The organism is Pseudomonas sp. FP2294 (assembly GCF_030687625.1).
Classification (GTDB): domain Bacteria; phylum Pseudomonadota; class Gammaproteobacteria; order Pseudomonadales; family Pseudomonadaceae; genus Aquipseudomonas; species Aquipseudomonas shahriarae.
Genome location: NZ_CP117441.1, coordinates 4,776,967 through 4,794,191, shown reverse-complemented (window position 1 = coordinate 4,794,191; position 17,225 = coordinate 4,776,967). Strand labels below are relative to the sequence as shown.

The 17,225-nt window shown below is 62.0% G+C and carries 15 protein-coding genes; all 15 read left to right on the top strand.

The features are described from left to right. The first annotated feature begins 320 nt into the window (after positions 1-320). A complete protein-coding gene (mraZ, locus tag PSH73_RS21450; RefSeq protein WP_003171868.1) occupies positions 321-776 on the top strand; it encodes a division/cell wall cluster transcriptional repressor MraZ in 456 nt (151 codons plus the stop codon). After that, entirely contained in the window at positions 773-1,720 is a 948-nt protein-coding gene (gene rsmH, locus PSH73_RS21445) for a 16S rRNA (cytosine(1402)-N(4))-methyltransferase RsmH (protein ID WP_029297816.1), read from the top strand. Before mraZ ends, rsmH begins: the two co-directional genes overlap by 4 nt. After that, the gene (gene ftsL / locus PSH73_RS21440; protein WP_057438173.1) at positions 1,717-2,010 is read left to right on the top strand and encodes a cell division protein FtsL; all 294 of its coding nucleotides are present in this window, start codon (positions 1,717-1,719) and stop codon (positions 2,008-2,010) included. The genes rsmH and ftsL overlap by 4 nt, the downstream gene beginning before the upstream one ends. Continuing rightward, entirely contained in the window at positions 2,010-3,752 is a 1,743-nt protein-coding gene (locus PSH73_RS21435; RefSeq protein WP_162947807.1) for a penicillin-binding protein 2, read from the top strand. Before ftsL ends, PSH73_RS21435 begins: the two co-directional genes overlap by 1 nt. Then, entirely contained in the window at positions 3,752-5,215 is a 1,464-nt protein-coding gene (locus tag PSH73_RS21430) for a UDP-N-acetylmuramoyl-L-alanyl-D-glutamate--2,6-diaminopimelate ligase (RefSeq protein ID WP_305461332.1), read from the top strand. The genes PSH73_RS21435 and PSH73_RS21430 overlap by 1 nt, the downstream gene beginning before the upstream one ends. Beyond that, a complete protein-coding gene (gene murF / locus PSH73_RS21425) occupies positions 5,208-6,578 on the top strand; it encodes a UDP-N-acetylmuramoyl-tripeptide--D-alanyl-D-alanine ligase (protein WP_120734128.1) in 1,371 nt (456 codons plus the stop codon). Before PSH73_RS21430 ends, murF begins: the two co-directional genes overlap by 8 nt. Then, positions 6,578-7,660, top strand: a complete 1,083-nt coding sequence (mraY, locus tag PSH73_RS21420) for a phospho-N-acetylmuramoyl-pentapeptide-transferase (RefSeq protein WP_057958502.1) — start codon at positions 6,578-6,580, stop codon at positions 7,658-7,660. Before murF ends, mraY begins: the two co-directional genes overlap by 1 nt. Positions 7,661-7,666: 6 nt before the next feature. Beyond that, entirely contained in the window at positions 7,667-9,013 is a 1,347-nt protein-coding gene (gene murD / locus PSH73_RS21415) for a UDP-N-acetylmuramoyl-L-alanine--D-glutamate ligase (protein WP_120734127.1), read from the top strand. Continuing rightward, the gene (ftsW, locus tag PSH73_RS21410; RefSeq protein ID WP_057958504.1) at positions 9,010-10,233 is read left to right on the top strand and encodes a putative lipid II flippase FtsW; all 1,224 of its coding nucleotides are present in this window, start codon (positions 9,010-9,012) and stop codon (positions 10,231-10,233) included. The genes murD and ftsW overlap by 4 nt, the downstream gene beginning before the upstream one ends. Further along, positions 10,223-11,293 (top strand): undecaprenyldiphospho-muramoylpentapeptide beta-N-acetylglucosaminyltransferase, encoded by a 1,071-nt coding sequence (murG, locus tag PSH73_RS21405; protein WP_057438181.1) that lies wholly within the window; start codon positions 10,223-10,225, stop codon positions 11,291-11,293. Before ftsW ends, murG begins: the two co-directional genes overlap by 11 nt. Continuing rightward, positions 11,286-12,737: a UDP-N-acetylmuramate--L-alanine ligase gene (murC, locus tag PSH73_RS21400; RefSeq protein ID WP_057958505.1), complete on the top strand. Its 1,452-nt coding sequence runs from the start codon at positions 11,286-11,288 to the stop codon at positions 12,735-12,737. The genes murG and murC overlap by 8 nt, the downstream gene beginning before the upstream one ends. Beyond that, a complete protein-coding gene (locus tag PSH73_RS21395) occupies positions 12,734-13,717 on the top strand; it encodes a D-alanine--D-alanine ligase (RefSeq protein WP_057958506.1) in 984 nt (327 codons plus the stop codon). The genes murC and PSH73_RS21395 overlap by 4 nt, the downstream gene beginning before the upstream one ends. Before the next feature lie 4 nt (positions 13,718-13,721). Next, positions 13,722-14,588, top strand: a complete 867-nt coding sequence (locus PSH73_RS21390) for a cell division protein FtsQ/DivIB (protein ID WP_057438185.1) — start codon at positions 13,722-13,724, stop codon at positions 14,586-14,588. 15 nt (positions 14,589-14,603) lie between these two features. Next, entirely contained in the window at positions 14,604-15,863 is a 1,260-nt protein-coding gene (gene ftsA / locus PSH73_RS21385) for a cell division protein FtsA (RefSeq protein ID WP_029297837.1), read from the top strand. Between the two features lie 66 nt (positions 15,864-15,929). Continuing rightward, entirely contained in the window at positions 15,930-17,120 is a 1,191-nt protein-coding gene (gene ftsZ / locus PSH73_RS21380; protein ID WP_057444456.1) for a cell division protein FtsZ, read from the top strand. The last annotated feature ends 105 nt before the right edge of the window (positions 17,121-17,225 follow it).

Genomic DNA, 17,225 nt, shown 5'->3' with positions numbered 1-17,225 from the left:
AGGTAGTAGCGCAAGAATCCCTCCCTGCCAAATCATTGGCAGATGCGTCTTCGTAATACCGAAAAAATCTTACTCTTAATAAATTACTTTAAGCTCAAGCTCTAGCTCTTTGAGCTATTTGCGTTTGTTGAGTCAAAAACATCGTCGAACTCTCGTTTCTCCTCCTTTTACGCTCCTAAATCTCCGTTCTGTAAGGCTTTTCCTTTAATCCGCGCCTTGACGGTGTGGTAGGCGCATTCCTATAGTGTGCGCAAGTGGCGGAAAGTGGCACAAAGTGGGTTTTTTGAACGTAAAACGCTAAAATTTGGAGAAACGCACCTGTGTTTCGCGGAGCTAACGCTATCAGTCTCGATGCAAAAGGCCGTCTCGCCATGCCGAGCCGGTATCGTGACGAGCTCATTTCGCGAAGTTCCGGGCAGTTAATCATCACGATTGATGCCGTTGACCCTTGTTTGTGTGTTTACCCCCTCGATGAGTGGGAGTTGATTGAAACCAAGTTGCGCGCTCTGCCTTCGTTGCGTGAAGAAAACCGCCGTTTGCAACGCCTGCTGATTGGTAATGCCGTCGACCTCGAACTCGATGGCAGTGGTCGTTTCCTGGTTCCACCGCGTCTGCGCGAATACGCCAAGCTGGATAAGCGCGCGATGCTGGTAGGCCAACTGAACAAGTTCCAATTGTGGGACGAAGATGCCTGGGATGCTGTGTCTGCAGCTGACCTGGCTGCTATTCAACAACCGGGCGCCATGCCTGATGAACTGCGTGATTTGATCCTGTGACTATTGATAGCGGCTTTAACCACATCACCGTGCTGCTTGACGAAGCCGTCGAGGCTCTCGCCGTGCGCCCTGATGGCTGCTATCTGGATGGCACGTTCGGGCGCGGCGGGCATAGCCGGTTGATCCTCAGCCAGCTTGGCCCGGAGGGCAAACTCCTCGGGTTCGACAAGGATCCCCAGGCGATTGCCACCGGGCAAGCGCTAGCGGCCGAAGACGGCCGCTTTGTCGTTGTGCAGCGCAGCTTTGCCGAGTTGGGCGCGGAAGTCGCCGAGCGGGGCATGGCGGGCAAGGTGGCCGGGGTTTTGCTGGACCTGGGCGTGTCGTCGCCGCAGTTGGACGACCCTGAGCGCGGTTTCAGTTTCATGAATGATGGTCCGCTGGACATGCGCATGGACCCGAGCCGTGGCATCAGCGCCGCGCAGTTCATCGCCACCGCGCCCCACGAAGAAATCACCCGCGTATTCAAGGAATACGGCGAAGAGCGTTTCGCCGGCCGCATGGCCCGTGCCGTGGTAGAGCGCCGGGAAATCCAGCCGTTCGAACGCACCGCCGACCTGGCCGAAGTGCTGAAAGTCGCCAACCCGGCATGGGAGAAGGGCAAGAACCCTGCGACCCGTGCATTCCAGGGCCTGCGCATTCACGTCAACAACGAACTGGGCGACCTGGAGGCTGGCCTCGAGGCTGCCCTGGAGTCCCTGGAAGTGGGCGGTCGTCTGGTGGTGATCAGCTTCCACTCCCTGGAAGACCGCATCGTCAAACTGTTCATGCGTCGTCTGGTCAAGGGCGAAACCGACAACCTGCCGCGCAACCTGCCGGTACGTTTCGAAGCCTTTGTGCCGAAAATCAAAATCCATGGCAAAGCGCAGTTCGCTTCCGAAGCCGAACTCAAGGCCAACCCACGTGCTCGCAGCGCCGTCATGCGTGTTGCGGAGAAGTTGCGGTGAGCAAGCTTTTCGCCAAGCCCCTGCCGGGCGGCAGCTTCTTTATGATGCTGCTGTACGTCGGCGTACTGGTGTCTGCAATTGCGGTGTCCTACAGCGCCCACTGGAACCGTCAGCTGCTCAATAGCCTGTACGGCGAATTGAGTGTGCGCGACAAGGCCCAGGCGGAGTGGGGCCGGTTGATTCTTGAACAAAGCACCTGGACGGCCCATAGCCGCATCGAAGTGCTGGCCTCCGAACAGCTGAAGATGCACATTCCTGGCGCGGCGGAAGTCCGCATGGTGGCGCCATGATGAAACTCGAAGGCGCACTCTACCCGTGGCGCTTCCGCGTCGTGCTGGGCTTGCTCGCGTTGATGGTGGGTGCGATTGTCTGGCGCATCGTCGACCTGCAAGTGGTGGATCGCGACTTCCTGATCGGCCAGGGCGATGCCCGCAGCCTGCGTCATATCCCGATTCCTGCGCACCGCGGGCTGATCACCGACCGTAACGGTGAACCCCTGGCTGTCAGTACACCGGTGACTACGCTGTGGGCCAACGCCAAGGAACTGCAAGGGTTCAAGGACAAATGGACCGAGCTGGCCCACGCCCTCGGCCAGGATCCCAAGGCCCTTAAAGAGCGTCTTGAAGCCCAGGCCAGCAAAGAATTCATCTATCTGGTTCGCGGCCTGACCCCGGAACAGGGTCAAGGCGTGCTCGACCTGAAAATCCCCGGTGTCTACGGCATCGAGGAATTTCGGCGTTTCTACCCGGCCGGCGAGACCACTGCCCACATGGTCGGCTTCACCGACATTGATGACCATGGCCGCGAAGGGGTGGAGCTGGCCTACGACGAGTGGCTGGCCGGGGTTCCCGGCAAGCGGCAGGTCATCAAGGATCGGCGCGGCAGACTGATCAAGGATGTCCAGGTCACCAAAAACGCCAAGGCCGGTAAGCCCTTGGCGTTGTCGATTGACTTGCGCCTGCAGTACCTGGCCAACCGCGAGCTGCGCAATGCGATCATCGAGAACGGCGCCAAGGCCGGCAGCCTGGTGATCATGGACGTGAAGACCGGCGAGATCCTCGCCATGGTCAACCAGCCGACCTACAACCCGAACAACCGTCGCAACCTGCAACCGGCGATGATGCGCAATCGCGCGATGATCGACGTGTTCGAGCCGGGTTCGACCATGAAAGCCATCTCCATGAGTGCGGCCCTGGAATCCGGGCGCTGGAAGCCGACCGACAAGGTCGAGGTCTATCCGGGCACCCTGCAGTTGGGCAAATACACCATTCGCGACGTGTCCCGCAGCGAAGGCCCGGTGCTGGACCTGACCGGCATCCTGATCAACTCCAGTAACGTCGGCATGAGTAAAATCGCCTTTGATATCGGCGGCGAAAACATCTACCACCTGGCGCAGAGGATCGGCCTGGGCCAGCCTACCGGCCTGGACTTCCCGGGCGAGCGCGTCGGCAACCTGCCCAACTACCGTGAGTGGCGCAAGGCCGAGACCGCGACCTTGTCCTATGGCTATGGCCTGTCGGTGACCGCGATCCAGCTGGCCCACGCCTTTTCCGTGCTGGCCAACAATGGCCGCATGACGCCGTTGAGCCTGATCCACCTGGACGAAGCGCCGAAATCCGAACAGGTCATCCCGGAAAACGTCGCCAAGACCATGCAGACCATGCTGCAACAAGTGATCGAGGCGCCACGCGGCGTGTTCCGTGCCCAGGTCCCGGCCTATCACGTGGCCGGCAAGTCCGGTACCGCACGGAAGACGTCGGTGGGCACCAAGGGCTATGCCGAAAACTCCTACCGCTCGCTGTTCGCTGGCTTCGGCCCGATGAGCGATCCGCGTTACGCCATCGTCGTGGTCATTGATGAGCCGAGCAAAGCCGGCTACTTCGGTGGCCTGGTCTCGGCCCCCGTATTCAGCAAAGTCATGTCCGGCACCCTGCGTTTGATGAACATCACGCCGGACAACCTGCCGCCGACCCAACAAGCCAACGCCGGACCACCGGTCGCTGCTGTAAAAGCCAATGGAGGGCGCGGCTGATGTCTCTTAGCCTGAACAAGATTTTCGCCCACGCTGGCCGCGATCTGTTGATTCGCGAACTGAGTCTGGACAGCCGTAACGTACGTGCTGGCGACCTGTTCCTGGCTGTGCCGGGCGGCAAGTTCGATGGTCGTGCCCATATCGCCGACGCCCTGCAGCGCGGCGCGGCGGCGGTGGCCTACGAAGTCGAAGGCGCCACTGTATTACCGATTACCGATGTGCCGTTGATTCCGGTCAAGGGCCTGGCGGCGCAGTTGTCGGATATCGCCGGGCGTTTTTATGGCGACCCGAGCCGCCAGCTCAACCTGATTGGCGTCACCGGCACCAACGGCAAGACCAGTGTCACCCAGTTGGTGGCCCAGGCGCTGGATCTGCTGGGCCAGCACTGCGGCATCGTTGGCACCCTGGGCACCGGTTTCTATGGCGCGCTGCAAAGCGGACTGCATACCACACCGAACCCGATTGCCGTGCAGGCGACCCTGGCCGACTTGAAAAAGGCCGGGGCCAAGGCCGTGGCCATGGAAGTGTCGTCCCATGGCCTGGACCAGGGCCGGGTCACCGCCCTGGCGTTCGACGTGGCAGTGATGACCAACCTGTCCCGCGACCACCTGGACTACCACGGCAGCATGGAGGCGTACGCCGCCGCCAAGGCCAAGCTGTTCGGCTGGACCGATCTGAAGTGCCGCGTCGTGAACCTCGATGATGCATTCGGGCGCCAACTGGCCGCAGAAAAAAGCGAAGCGCGCCTGATCAGCTACAGCCTGGAAGACTCCAGCGCCTGCCTGTATTGCCGCGAAGCCCAGTTCAATGATGAAGGTGTACTCGCGACGCTGGTCACGCCCCAGGGCGAGCACCACTTGCGCAGTGCCTTGCTCGGTCGCTTTAACCTGAGCAACGTCCTCGCGGCCATCGGCGCCTTGCTGGGCCTGGATTACGCCCTGGACGAAATCCTGCGTGTATTGCCCAAGCTTGAAGGCCCGGCCGGGCGTATGCAGCGCCTGGGGGGCGGGACGCAGCCGCTGGTGGTGGTCGATTATGCCCACACCCCGGATGCCCTGGAAAAAGTTCTCGAAGCCCTGCGCCCTCACGCCAAGGGCAAGTTGCTGTGCCTGTTCGGCTGCGGCGGCGACCGCGATCGCGGCAAACGCCCGCTGATGGCCGAGATCGTCGAGCGCCTGGCCGATGGTGTGCTGGTGACTGACGACAACCCGCGCAGCGAAGCGCCAAGCCAGATTTTCGATGATATCCGCGCAGGCTTCCAAGACGCCTCTCGGGTGAGCTTCGTCGCCGGTCGCGGCGCGGCCATTGCCCAATTGATCGCCAGCGCCAGCGCTGACGATGTGGTGGTCCTGGCCGGTAAAGGCCATGAGGACTACCAGGAAATCAACGGCGAACGCCATGCCTTCTCCGATCTGGTCGAGGCCGATCGCGCCTTGACCGCGTGGGAGGTGGCCCATGCTTAAGGCCATGCAGTTCAGCGAACTGACCCAGGCCTTGTCGGCCCGTGTGTTGTCGAGCGATTGCAGCTTCGACGGCGTCAGTATCGACAGTCGCAACATCAAGCCGGGGCAACTGTTTGTCGCCCTGGCCGGCCCGCGCTTCGACGGGCATGACTATTTGAATGAGGTGGCCGCCAAAGGCGCGGTCGGTGCCTTGGTGCAGCGTGAAGTCACTGACGCGACACTGCCGCAGTTGCTGGTGGCCGACACCCGTCTGGCCCTGGGTCAATTGGGCGCGTTGAACCGCGCGGCGTTCACTAATCCGGTGGCGGCGATCACCGGCTCCAGTGGCAAAACCACGGTCAAGGAACTGCTTGCCGGTATCCTGCGCACGCGCGGGCCGGTGCTGGCGACCCGTGGCAACCTGAACAACGATTTCGGCGCACCGCTGACCCTGCTTGAACTGGCGCCGGAACATACCGCCGCCGTGATCGAGCTGGGCGCGTCGCGCATTGGCGAAATTGCCTACACCGTAGCCATGACCCGGCCGCACGTCGCCATTATCAACAACGCGGGCACTGCCCACGTTGGCGAGTTTGGTGGCCCCGAGAAGATCGTCCAGGCCAAGGGTGAAATCCTTGAGGGACTGGACGCTTCCGGTACCGCAGTCCTGAACCTCGATGACAAGGCCTTCGAAACCTGGCGTGTACGTGCCGCCGGGCGCAAGGTCTTGAGCTTCGCCGTGCACAACGCCGCGGCGGACTTCCATGCCTCGAACATCACGCTCGATGCCCGTGGCTGCCCGGCCTTCACCCTGCACAGCCCGCAAGGTGATGAGCACGTGCAATTGAACCTGCTGGGCAACCACAACGTTGCCAACGCCCTGGCCGCCGCCGCCGCTGCCTACGCCCTGGGCGTGTCGCTGTTCGGCATTGCTACCGGCCTGGGCGCAGTGCAACCGGTCAAGGGGCGCACCGTGGCGCAACTGGCGAGCAACGGCATGCGCGTGATTGATGACACTTACAACGCCAACCAGTCCTCGATCTGCGCGGCCATTGACCTGCTCAAAGGCTTTGACGGTCGCAAGGTGCTGGTGCTGGGTGATATCGCCGAGCTGGGCGACTGGGCCGAACAGTCCCACCGCGAAGTGGGTGCCTACGCCAGTGGCAAGGTCGACGCCTTCTACGCCGTCGGCCCGAACATGGCCCACGCCGTCGCCGCGTTTGGTTTGGGCGCGCGGCACTTCGCGAGCCAGGCCGAGTTGATCCAGGCGCTGGGCGTAGCCGAACAAGACAAACACACAACCATTTTGATCAAGGGATCGCGCAGCGCGGTGATGGAAAACGTCGTCGCGGCCTTGTGTGGCTCAAGTACGGAGAAACATTAATGCTGCTGCTGCTGGCTGAGTATCTGCAACAGTTCCACAAAGGCTTCGCGGTCTTTCAGTACCTGACCCTGCGCGGGATCCTGGGTGTGCTGACCGCGCTGTGTTTGTCGCTGTTTCTGGGGCCATGGATGATCCGTACTCTGCAAAACCTGCAGATCGGCCAGTCCGTGCGCAATGACGGCCCGCAGTCGCACTTGTCCAAGTCCGGCACACCGACCATGGGCGGCGCGTTGATCCTGTCGTCCATCGGCATCAGCACCTTGCTCTGGGCCGACCTGGCCAACCGCTATGTCTGGGTGGTGTTGCTGGTGACCCTGCTGTTCGGCGCCATCGGCTGGGTCGATGACTACCGCAAGGTAATCGAGAAGAACTCCAGGGGGCTGCCAAGCCGCTGGAAGTATTTCTGGCAATCGGTGTTCGGCCTGGGCGCGGCGATCTTTCTTTATATGACTGCGCCGAGCGCGGTGGAAACCACCCTGATTTTCCCGATGCTCAAGGATGCCAGCATCCCGTTGGGCATTGGCTTCGTGGTGTTGACCTATTTCGTGATCGTCGGCTCCAGCAACGCGGTCAACCTGACCGATGGCCTCGACGGCCTGGCGATCATGCCGACGGTGATGGTGGGCGGCGCCCTGGGCATCTTCTGCTACCTGTCGGGTAACGTGAAATTCGCTGAATACCTGCTGATCCCGTATGTACCGGGCGCGGGTGAATTGATTGTGTTCTGCGGCGCGCTGATCGGTGCCGGACTGGGCTTCCTGTGGTTCAACACCTATCCGGCCCAAGTGTTCATGGGCGACGTCGGCGCCCTGGCGCTGGGCGCTGCCCTGGGCACCATTGCCGTGATCGTGCGCCAGGAAATCGTCCTGTTCATCATGGGCGGCGTGTTCGTGATGGAGACCCTGTCGGTGGTGATCCAGGTTGCGTCCTTCAAGTTGACCGGTCGCCGCGTGTTTCGCATGGCGCCGATTCATCACCACTTTGAACTCAAGGGCTGGCCGGAGCCACGGGTGATCGTCCGTTTCTGGATCATCACCGTGATTCTTGTGCTGGTTGGCCTTGCCACCCTGAAACTGAGGTAGAAACGAGTGTCCCTGATCGCTTCAGACCACTTCCGCATCGTTGTCGGCCTCGGCAAGAGCGGCATGTCCCTGGTTCGCTTCCTGGCGAACCGGGGCACGTCGTTTGCCGTGGCCGATACGCGGGAAAATCCACCGGAGCTGGTCACGCTGCGCCGTGACTACCCGCACGTGGAAGTGCGTTGTGGCGAGTTGGATGTCGAGTTTCTGTGCCGTGCCGACGAGCTCTATGTGAGCCCTGGCCTGGCCCTGGCGACTCCGGCCCTGCAAGCGGCAGCGGCGCGTGGCGTGAAGTTGTCCGGCGATATCGAGCTGTTTGCGCGTAACGCCAAGGCGCCCATCGTTGCGATCAGCGGTTCCAACGCCAAGAGCACCGTCACCACCCTGGTCGGCGAAATGGCGGCTGCGGCCGGCAAGCGCGTGGCCGTGGGCGGTAACCTCGGTACGCCGGCGCTGGATTTGCTCAGCGACGATATCGAGCTGTATGTCATGGAGCTGTCGAGCTTCCAGCTGGAGACCACCGATCAACTCGGCGCCGAAGTGGCCACCGTGTTGAACGTCAGCGAAGACCATATGGACCGCTACAGCGGCCTGCCGGCTTATCACCTGGCCAAGCACCGGATCTTCCGTGGTGCGCGGCAAGTGGTGGTCAATCGCCAGGATGCCCTGAGCCGTCCGCTGATGGGCGAGGGCTTGCCATGCTGGACCTTCGGCCTGAGCAAACCCGATTTCAAGGCCTTTGGTATCCGTGAAGAGAATGGCGAGAAATACCTGGCCTTCGAATTCCAGAACCTGATGCCGGTTCGTGAACTGAAAATCCGTGGCGCCCACAACCAGTCCAATGCCCTGGCGGCCCTGGCGTTGGGGCATGCGGTCGGCTTGCCGTTCGACGCGATGTTGTCGAGCCTGCGCACCTTTGCCGGCCTGGAGCACCGCTGCCAGTGGGTGCGCGACCTGGATGGCGTGAGCTACTACAACGATTCCAAGGCCACCAATGTCGGCGCCGCGCTGGCCGCCATCGAAGGCCTGGGTGCCGATATCGACGGCAGACTCCTGCTGATCGCCGGTGGCGACGGCAAGGGTGCCGACTTCAAGGACCTCAAGGGCCCGGTGGCTGCTCATTGCCGTGCCGTGGTGCTGATGGGCCGTGACAGCGACTTGATCGCCGCTGCCCTGGGCGACGCAGTGCCGCAAGTGCGCGCCACCTCCCTGGACGACGCCATCGCCCAATGCCGCGCCCTGGCCCAGCCCGGCGATGCCGTGCTGCTGTCGCCGGCGTGCGCCAGTTTCGACATGTTCAAGAACTACGAAGAGCGCGGCCAATTGTTCGCCCGTGCCGTGGAGGGCTTGGCATGAGTCTGGACCTGAAGAACATTATCAAGCCGTACCCGTCGCCGATCATTACCGGGCGCGGGATCGACCTCGACTTCCCGATGCTCGCCGGTTGCCTGGCGCTGCTGGGCCTGGGCCTGGTGATGATCACCTCGGCCTCCTCGGAAGTGGCCGCCGTACAGTCGGGTAACACCCTGTACCACATGATCCGCCACCTGATTTACCTGGTGATCGGCCTCGGTGCGTGCATCGTCACCATGATGATTCCTATCGCCACCTGGCAGCGCCTGGGTTGGCTGATGCTGCTCGGTGCCTTCGGCCTGCTGGTGATGGTAATCGTCCCCGGCATCGGCCGTGAGGTGAACGGTTCGATGCGCTGGATTGGCTTCGGTGCCTTCAACGTGCAGCCTTCGGAAATCGCCAAGGTGTTCGTGGTGATTTACCTCGCGGGCTACCTGGTGCGTCGTCAGAAAGAAGTGCGGGAAAGTTGGATGGGCTTCTTCAAGCCATTCATCGTGCTGCTGCCCATGGCCGGTCTGTTGCTGATGGAGCCGGACTTCGGCGCCACCGTGGTGATGATGGGCGCCGCTGCTGCGATGCTGTTCCTCGGCGGGGTGGGCTTGTTCCGCTTTGCCCTGATGGTCGGGCTCGCCGTGGCGGCCGTGACGATCCTGGTGCAGGCGCAACCCTATCGGATGGCGCGCCTGATCACCTTTACCGACCCCTGGTCTGACCAGTTCGGCTCCGGCTACCAGCTGACCCAGGCGCTGATCGCCTTCGGTCGCGGCGAGTGGCTGGGCGTGGGCCTGGGCAACAGCGTGCAGAAGCAGTTCTACCTGCCGGAAGCCCATACCGACTTCGTGTTCTCGGTACTCGCCGAAGAGCTGGGCGTGGTCGGCTCCCTGGCCACCGTCGGGCTGTTCGTGTTCGTCTGCGTGCGGGCCATGTACATCGGCTTGTGGGCCGAGAAAGCCAAACAATTCTTTGCCGCCTATGTGGCTTACGGCCTGGCCTTCCTGTGGATCGGCCAGTTCCTGATCAACATCGGTGTGAACGTCGGCCTGCTGCCGACCAAGGGCCTGACCCTGCCGTTCCTCAGTTATGGCGGCAGCTCGTTGGTGATCTGCTGTGCCTGTCTCGGCTTGTTGCTGCGTATCGAGTGGGAGAGTCGAACCCATTTGGGCAGCGAAGAGATGGAATTCAGCGAGAGCGATTTTGCCGAGGAGCCGACCCATGGGCGCTAACGTGCTGATCATGGCGGGCGGCACCGGCGGCCACGTGTTCCCGGCGCTGGCCTGTGCCCGTGAGTTCCAGGCCCGCGGCTACACCGTGCATTGGCTGGGTACGCCCCGTGGCATCGAAAATGAACTGGTTCCGGCGGCCGGCTTGCCCCTGCACCTGATCAACGTCAGCGGCCTGCGCGGCAAAAGCAAATTGTCCCTGCTCAAGGCGCCGTTCGTGTTGCTCAAGGCGGTGTGGCAGGCGCGCAAGGTTATCCGTGAGTTGAAGCCGGTGTGTGTGCTGGGCTTTGGTGGCTATGTCACCGGTCCCGGCGGTGTGGCCGCGCGATTGGCCGGTGTGCCGGTGATCGTCCACGAGCAGAACGCTGTGGCCGGTACTGCCAACCGCCTGTTGGCGCCATTGGCGGCGCGAGTCTGCGAGGCATTCCCGAATACGTTTGCAGCCATGGACAAGCGCCGCACCACCGGTAACCCGGTGCGTACCGAGCTGTTTATGGACATTGCCCGCCAGGCCCTGACCGGGCGCAAGGCGCACCTGCTGATCCTCGGCGGAAGCCTGGGCGCCGAACCGCTGAACAAGCTGCTGCCGGAGGCGCTGGCGCAACTGCCTGTGGAACTGCGTCCCGAGATTTTCCATCAGGCAGGCAAGAACCACGATGAAGTGACTGCCGCCCGCTATCGCGAGGCCGGTGTCGAGGCGACTGTAGAGCCTTTTATCAAAGACATGGCCCATGCCTATGGCTGGGCCGACCTGGTGGTCTGTCGCGCAGGTGCGTTGACCGTCAGTGAACTGGCTGCTGCCGGTCTGCCGTCCTTGCTGGTGCCTTTGCCCCATGCGATCGACGATCACCAGACCCGCAACGCCGAATATTTGGCCGGGGAGGGCGCTGCCTTCCTGCTGCCGCAAAGAACGACTGGCGCCGCCGATCTGGCCGCACGCCTGACTGAGGTTTTGATGCAACCCGAACGACTGAACAGCATGGCGAGCACCGCAAGCCGCCTGGCCAAACCCGACGCCACCCGTAGCGTGGTCGATATCTGCCTGGAGGTGGCCCATGGTTGAGAATCAAAAAGCCATGCCGCAACCGGAAATGCGCCGTATCCGTCGCATCCACTTCGTCGGTATCGGCGGCGTGGGCATGTGCGGGATCGCCGAGGTGTTGCTGAACCTGGGTTACCAGGTCTCCGGCTCCGACCTCAAGACCTCGCCGGTCACCGAGCGCCTGGAATCGTTTGGCGCACAGATCTTTATCGGCCACCGTGCCGAGAACGCCGCGCAGGCCGATGTACTGGTGGTCTCCAGTGCCGTGAACACCTCCAACCCGGAAGTGGCCACCGCCCTTGAACGCCGTATTCCCGTGGTGCCCCGCGCCGAGATGCTGGCCGAGCTGATGCGTTACCGTCACGGCATCGCCGTCGCCGGTACCCACGGCAAGACCACCACCACCAGCCTGATCGCTTCGGTATTTGCCGCCGGCGGCCTGGACCCGACCTTCGTGATCGGTGGCCGGCTGAATGCAGCAGGTACCAATGCACAACTGGGTACCAGCCGTTACCTGATTGCCGAAGCCGATGAAAGCGATGCCAGCTTCCTGCACCTGCAGCCGCTGGTGGCCGTGGTCACCAATATCGACGCCGACCATATGGCGACTTACGACGGCGACTTCAACAAGTTGAAGAAAACCTTCGTCGAGTTCCTGCATAACCTGCCGTTCTACGGTTTGGCCGTGGTGTGCCTGGACGATCCGGTAGTGCGCGAAATCCTGCCGCTGGTCAAGCGTCCGACCGTGACCTATGGCTTCAGCGAAGACGCCGACGTGCGCGCGATCAATGTACGTCAGCAAGGCATGCAGACCTTCTTTACCGTGTTGCGCCCGGATCGCGAGCCGCTGGACGTCTCGGTGAACATGCCGGGCAACCACAATGTGCTCAATTCCCTGGCGACCATCTGCATCGCCACCGATGAGGGCGTCAGCGATGAAGCCATCGTCGAAGGCCTGTCGGGTTTTGCCGGTGTGGGCCGGCGCTTCCAGGTCTACGGCCACCTGCCGGTAGACGGCGGCGACGTGATGCTGGTGGATGACTACGGTCACCACCCGACCGAAGTCGCGGCCGTGATCAAGGCCGTGCGTGGTGGCTGGCCGGAGCGTCGCCTGGTGATGGTCTATCAGCCGCACCGCTACAGCCGCACCCGTGACCTGTACGACGATTTCGTAAATGTATTGGCCGATGCCAACGTGCTGCTGTTGATGGAAGTCTACCCGGCCGGTGAAGAACCGATCCCCGGCGCCGACAGCCGCAAGCTGTGCAACAGCATCCGTCAGCGCGGGCAACTGGACCCGATCTATATCGAGCGCGGCGTGGACCTGGCGCCGGTCGTCAAGCCGCTGTTGCGTGCCGGCGACATCTTGCTGTGCCAGGGTGCCGGTGATATCGGCGGCCTTGCCCCTAAATTGCTCGCGAGCCCGCTGTTTGCTGCCGCGCCTGCCCAGGGGAAGTCGAAATGACCACCAACTACGGCTCCCTGTTCTCCACCATCGCGCCTGCCGACTTCGGCCGCGTGGCGGTACTGTTCGGCGGCAAGAGCGCTGAGCGCGAAGTGTCGCTCAAGTCCGGCAATGCTGTGCTCCAAGCGCTGCAAAGTGCCGGTGTGAACGCCTTTGGTATCGACGTGGGCGATGACTTCCTCGCTCGCCTGCAGGCCGAGAAGATCGACCGAGCCTTCATCATTCTTCACGGCCGTGGCGGTGAAGACGGCAGCATGCAGGGCCTGCTGGAGTGCGCCGGGATCCCTTACACCGGCAGCGGCATCCTTGCCTCGGCACTGGCCATGGACAAGTTGCGCACCAAGCAGGTGTGGCACAGCCTGGGCATTCCGACGCCGCGTCACAGCGTTTTGTGCAGCGAAGACGATTGTATTTCTGCGGCCAAGGAACTGGGCCTGCCTTTGATCGTCAAACCAGCCCATGAAGGCTCCAGTATCGGCATGGCTAAAGTGAACTCGGCCGCCGAATTGATCGACGCATGGAAAGCGGCAAGTACCTACGATTCGCAAGTGTTGGTGGAACAGTGGATCTCCGGTCCCGAATTCACCATCGCGACCCTCCGTGACCAGGTATTGCCGCCTATCGCGCTGGGCACCCCCCATACCTTTTACGACTACGACGCCAAGTACCTGGCCTCCGATACCCAGTACCGGATCCCATGCGGCCTCGATGCAACCAAAGAGCAGGAATTGATGGACCTCACAGCGAAAGCCTGTGAGGCGTTGGGTATCGCCGGTTGGGCGCGGGCAGACGTGATGCAGGATGACCAGGGGAACTTCTGGTTCCTTGAAGTCAACACCGCACCGGGCATGACCGACCACAGCCTGGTCCCCATGGCTGCACGCGCAGCCGGCCTGGACTTCCAGCAGTTGGTGCTGGCGATCCTGGCCGCCAGTTATGTGGCCGGTAATGTGGCCGGTAATGAAGAGGCACGAGGTTAAGACCATGCAAGGCGCATCGCTTCGCCATCAGCCACCCGCTCCCGGCCGCAAGCCGGTGCCGCGTGGTGCCAGTCGAATGGTGGCTAAAGAGCCGATGTCGGCGCGCCTGCCGAAAGCCAACTTTGGTTTTCTCAAGGCCCTGTTCTGGCCGGTGCTGTTGGTGGCGTTGGGCTTTGGCACCTATGAAGGTGCGCAGCGCCTGTTGCCGTATGCCGACCGCCCCATCACCAAGATCAGCGTGCAGGGCGACTTGAGCTACATCAGCCAGCAAGCGGTGCAGCAGCGGATCGCGCCTTTTGTCGCGGCGAGCTTCTTCACCATCGACCTGGCAGGCATGCGTGCCGAACTGGAGCAGATGGCGTGGATTGCCCACGCCGAAGTACGGCGCGTGTGGCCGGATCAAGTGACGATCCGCCTGGAAGAACAACTGCCCGTGGCCCGTTGGGGTGACGAAGCGCTGTTGAACAACCAGGGCCAGGCGTTCAACCCGCGTGAGCTGGCCAACTACGAGCATTTGCCGCAGTTGTTCGGGCCGCAACGGGCGCAACAACAAGTGATGCAGCAGTACCAGGCGTTGAGCCAGATGCTGCGGCCACTGGGCTTCTCCATTGCGCGCCTGGAATTGCGCGAGCGGGGCAGCTGGTTCCTGACCACCGGGGCAGGCAGTTCCGGCCCGGGCATCGAGTTGTTGCTGGGACGCGACCACTTGGTGGAGAAGATGCGCCGCTTTATCGCCATCTACGACAAAACCCTGAAAGAACAGATTACGAACATTGCGAGCATCGACCTGCGTTACGCCAACGGCCTGGCCGTTAGCTGGCGCGAACCGGCTGCGCCCACGGCAGCGCAACCCGCTGTCGCGAAGAATTAAGAAGAGGCAGGACCCATGGCAAACGTGCAAAGCGGCAAAATGATCGTCGGTCTCGATATCGGCACCTCCAAGGTGGTGGCGCTGGTAGGCGAGGTCGCGGACGACGGCACGCTGGAAATCGTCGGAATCGGCACGCATCCGTCCCGGGGCCTGAAGAAGGGCGTGGTGGTCAACATCGAATCCACCGTGCAGTCGATCCAGCGCGCTATCGAAGAAGCGCAACTGATGGCGGGCTGCCGAATTCACTCGGCATTCGTCGGCGTGGCGGGCAATCACATCCGCAGCCTGAACTCCCACGGCATCGTGGCGATCCGCGACCGTGAAGTCAGCTCGGCCGACCTTGAGCGCGTCCTCGACGCTGCCCAGGCCGTGGCGATCCCGGCTGACCAGCGTGTGCTGCACACCCTGCCGCAGGACTACGTGATTGATAACCAGGAAGGCGTACGTGAGCCCCTGGGCATGTCGGGCGTCCGCCTGGAAGCCAAGGTCCACGTGGTGACCTGCGCCGTGAATGCCGCACAGAACATTGAAAAATGCGTGCGTCGTTGCGGCCTGGAAATCGACGACATCATTCTTGAGCAGTTGGCCTCGGCCTACTCGGTCCTGACCGACGACGAAAAAGAGCTGGGCGTGTGCCTGGTGGACATCGGCGGCGGCACCACCGATATCGCGATCTTTACCGAAGGTGCGATCCGTCACACCGCGGTGATCCCGATTGCCGGCGACCAGGTGACCAACGACATCGCCATGGCCCTGCGGACACCGACCCAGTACGCCGAAGAAATCAAGATCCGCTACGCCTGCGCCCTGGCCAAGCTGGCCGGTGCCGGCGAGACCATCAAGGTGCCGAGCGTGGGCGACCGTCCACCGCGTGAACTGTCGCGCCAGGCCCTGGCCGAAGTGGTCGAGCCGCGCTACGACGAACTGTTCACCCTGATCCAGGCTGAACTGCGTCGCAGCGGCTACGAAGATTTGATCCCGGCCGGCATCGTGCTGACCGGTGGCACCTCGAAGATGGAAGGCGCGGTCGAACTGGCCGAGGAAATCTTCCACATGCCGGTCCGCCTGGGCGTGCCCCATGGCGTCAAGGGCCTGGGCGACGTGGTGCGCAACCCGATTTATTCCACCGGTGTGGGCTTGCTGTTGTACGGCCTGCAAAAGCAGACCGACGGCATTTCCCTGTCGGGCATTGGCAGCCGCGAAAGCTATAGCAGTGACGAGCCCAAAGCGCCGTTGCTGGAGCGCCTGCAGGCTTGGGTGAAAGGCAATTTCTAAAGATTTACCGCAACACCGTTTCAAAGTAGTAGGCGAAAAAACTAGAGAAATGAAAGGAGAGGGAAAATGTTCGAACTCGTAGACAACATCCCCGCAAGCCCGGTTATTAAAGTAATCGGTGTCGGCGGTGGCGGCGGCAACGCTGTCAATCATATGGTCAAGAGCAACATTGAAGGCGTTGAATTCATCTGCGCCAACACTGATGCCCAGGCGCTGAAGAGCATCGGCGCGCGGACCATCCTGCAATTGGGCACAGCCGTGACCAAGGGCCTGGGCGCTGGCGCCAATCCGGAAGTCGGCCGTCAAGCCGCCCTGGAAGACCGCGAGCGTATTGCCGAAGTGCTGCAAGGCACCAACATGGTGTTCATCACCACCGGCATGGGCGGCGGTACCGGTACCGGTGCGGCGCCAATCATTGCTGAAGTAGCCAAGGAAATGGGGATCCTGACGGTCGCTGTCGTGACCCGTCCGTTCCCGTTCGAAGGCCGCAAGCGTATGCAGATCGCCGACGAAGGTATCCGTCTGCTGTCTGAAAGCGTTGACTCGTTGATCACCATCCCCAACGAGAAACTGCTGACCATCCTCGGTAAAGACGCCAGCCTGCTGTCGGCTTTCGCCAAGGCCGATGACGTACTGGCCGGTGCCGTTCGCGGTATCTCCGACATCATCAAGCGTCCGGGCATGATCAACGTCGACTTTGCCGACGTACGCACGGTCATGAGCGAAATGGGCATGGCAATGATGGGCACTGGCTGCGCCAGCGGTCCTAACCGTGCACGTGAAGCGACCGAAGCGGCCATCCGCAACCCGTTGCTCGAAGACGTGAACCTGCAAGGTGCACGCGGCATCCTGGTGAACATCACCGCCGGTCCTGACCTGTCCCTGGGTGAGTACTCCGACGTGGGTAGCATCATCGAAGCCTTCGCTTCCGAGCACGCGATGGTCAAGGTCGGTACCGTTATCGATCCAGACATGCGCGACGAGCTGCATGTGACCGTGGTTGCCACGGGTCTGGGCGCTAAAATCGAGAAACCGGTGAAGGTTATCGACAATACCGTGCACACCAGCCAGGCCTCGGCCGCCGCTCCAGCACCTGCTCGTCAGGAACTGCCGTCGGTGAACTACCGTGATCTGGATCGTCCGACCGTGATGCGCAACCAGGCCCAGGCCGGTGCTGCGGCGTCCCGTAGCCCGAATCCGCAAGATGATCTGGACTATCTGGACATCCCGGCTTTCCTGCGTCGTCAGGCCGATTAATGGAATGTATCAGGGCTATGAAGGTGATTGGTGTTCAGCAAAGGTCTGGTCTGCTATTATCGCCAGCCTTTGTTGATACCAGTTCGCAATTTGCGCTGAAGCGGT

Coding starts and splice junctions, on each gene's coding strand:
- PSH73_RS21435 (WP_162947807.1), top strand. CDS start 2,010: ATGAAACTCGAAGGCGCACTCTACCCGTGGCGCTTCCGCGTCGTGCTG.
- PSH73_RS21430 (WP_305461332.1), top strand. CDS start 3,752: ATGTCTCTTAGCCTGAACAAGATTTTCGCCCACGCTGGCCGCGATCTG.
- murF (WP_120734128.1), top strand. CDS start 5,208: ATGCTTAAGGCCATGCAGTTCAGCGAACTGACCCAGGCCTTGTCGGCC.
- mraY (WP_057958502.1), top strand. CDS start 6,578: ATGCTGCTGCTGCTGGCTGAGTATCTGCAACAGTTCCACAAAGGCTTC.
- ftsW (WP_057958504.1), top strand. CDS start 9,010: ATGAGTCTGGACCTGAAGAACATTATCAAGCCGTACCCGTCGCCGATC.
- murG (WP_057438181.1), top strand. CDS start 10,223: ATGGGCGCTAACGTGCTGATCATGGCGGGCGGCACCGGCGGCCACGTG.
- murC (WP_057958505.1), top strand. CDS start 11,286: ATGGTTGAGAATCAAAAAGCCATGCCGCAACCGGAAATGCGCCGTATC.
- PSH73_RS21395 (WP_057958506.1), top strand. CDS start 12,734: ATGACCACCAACTACGGCTCCCTGTTCTCCACCATCGCGCCTGCCGAC.
- PSH73_RS21390 (WP_057438185.1), top strand. CDS start 13,722: ATGCAAGGCGCATCGCTTCGCCATCAGCCACCCGCTCCCGGCCGCAAG.
- ftsA (WP_029297837.1), top strand. CDS start 14,604: ATGGCAAACGTGCAAAGCGGCAAAATGATCGTCGGTCTCGATATCGGC.
- ftsZ (WP_057444456.1), top strand. CDS start 15,930: ATGTTCGAACTCGTAGACAACATCCCCGCAAGCCCGGTTATTAAAGTA.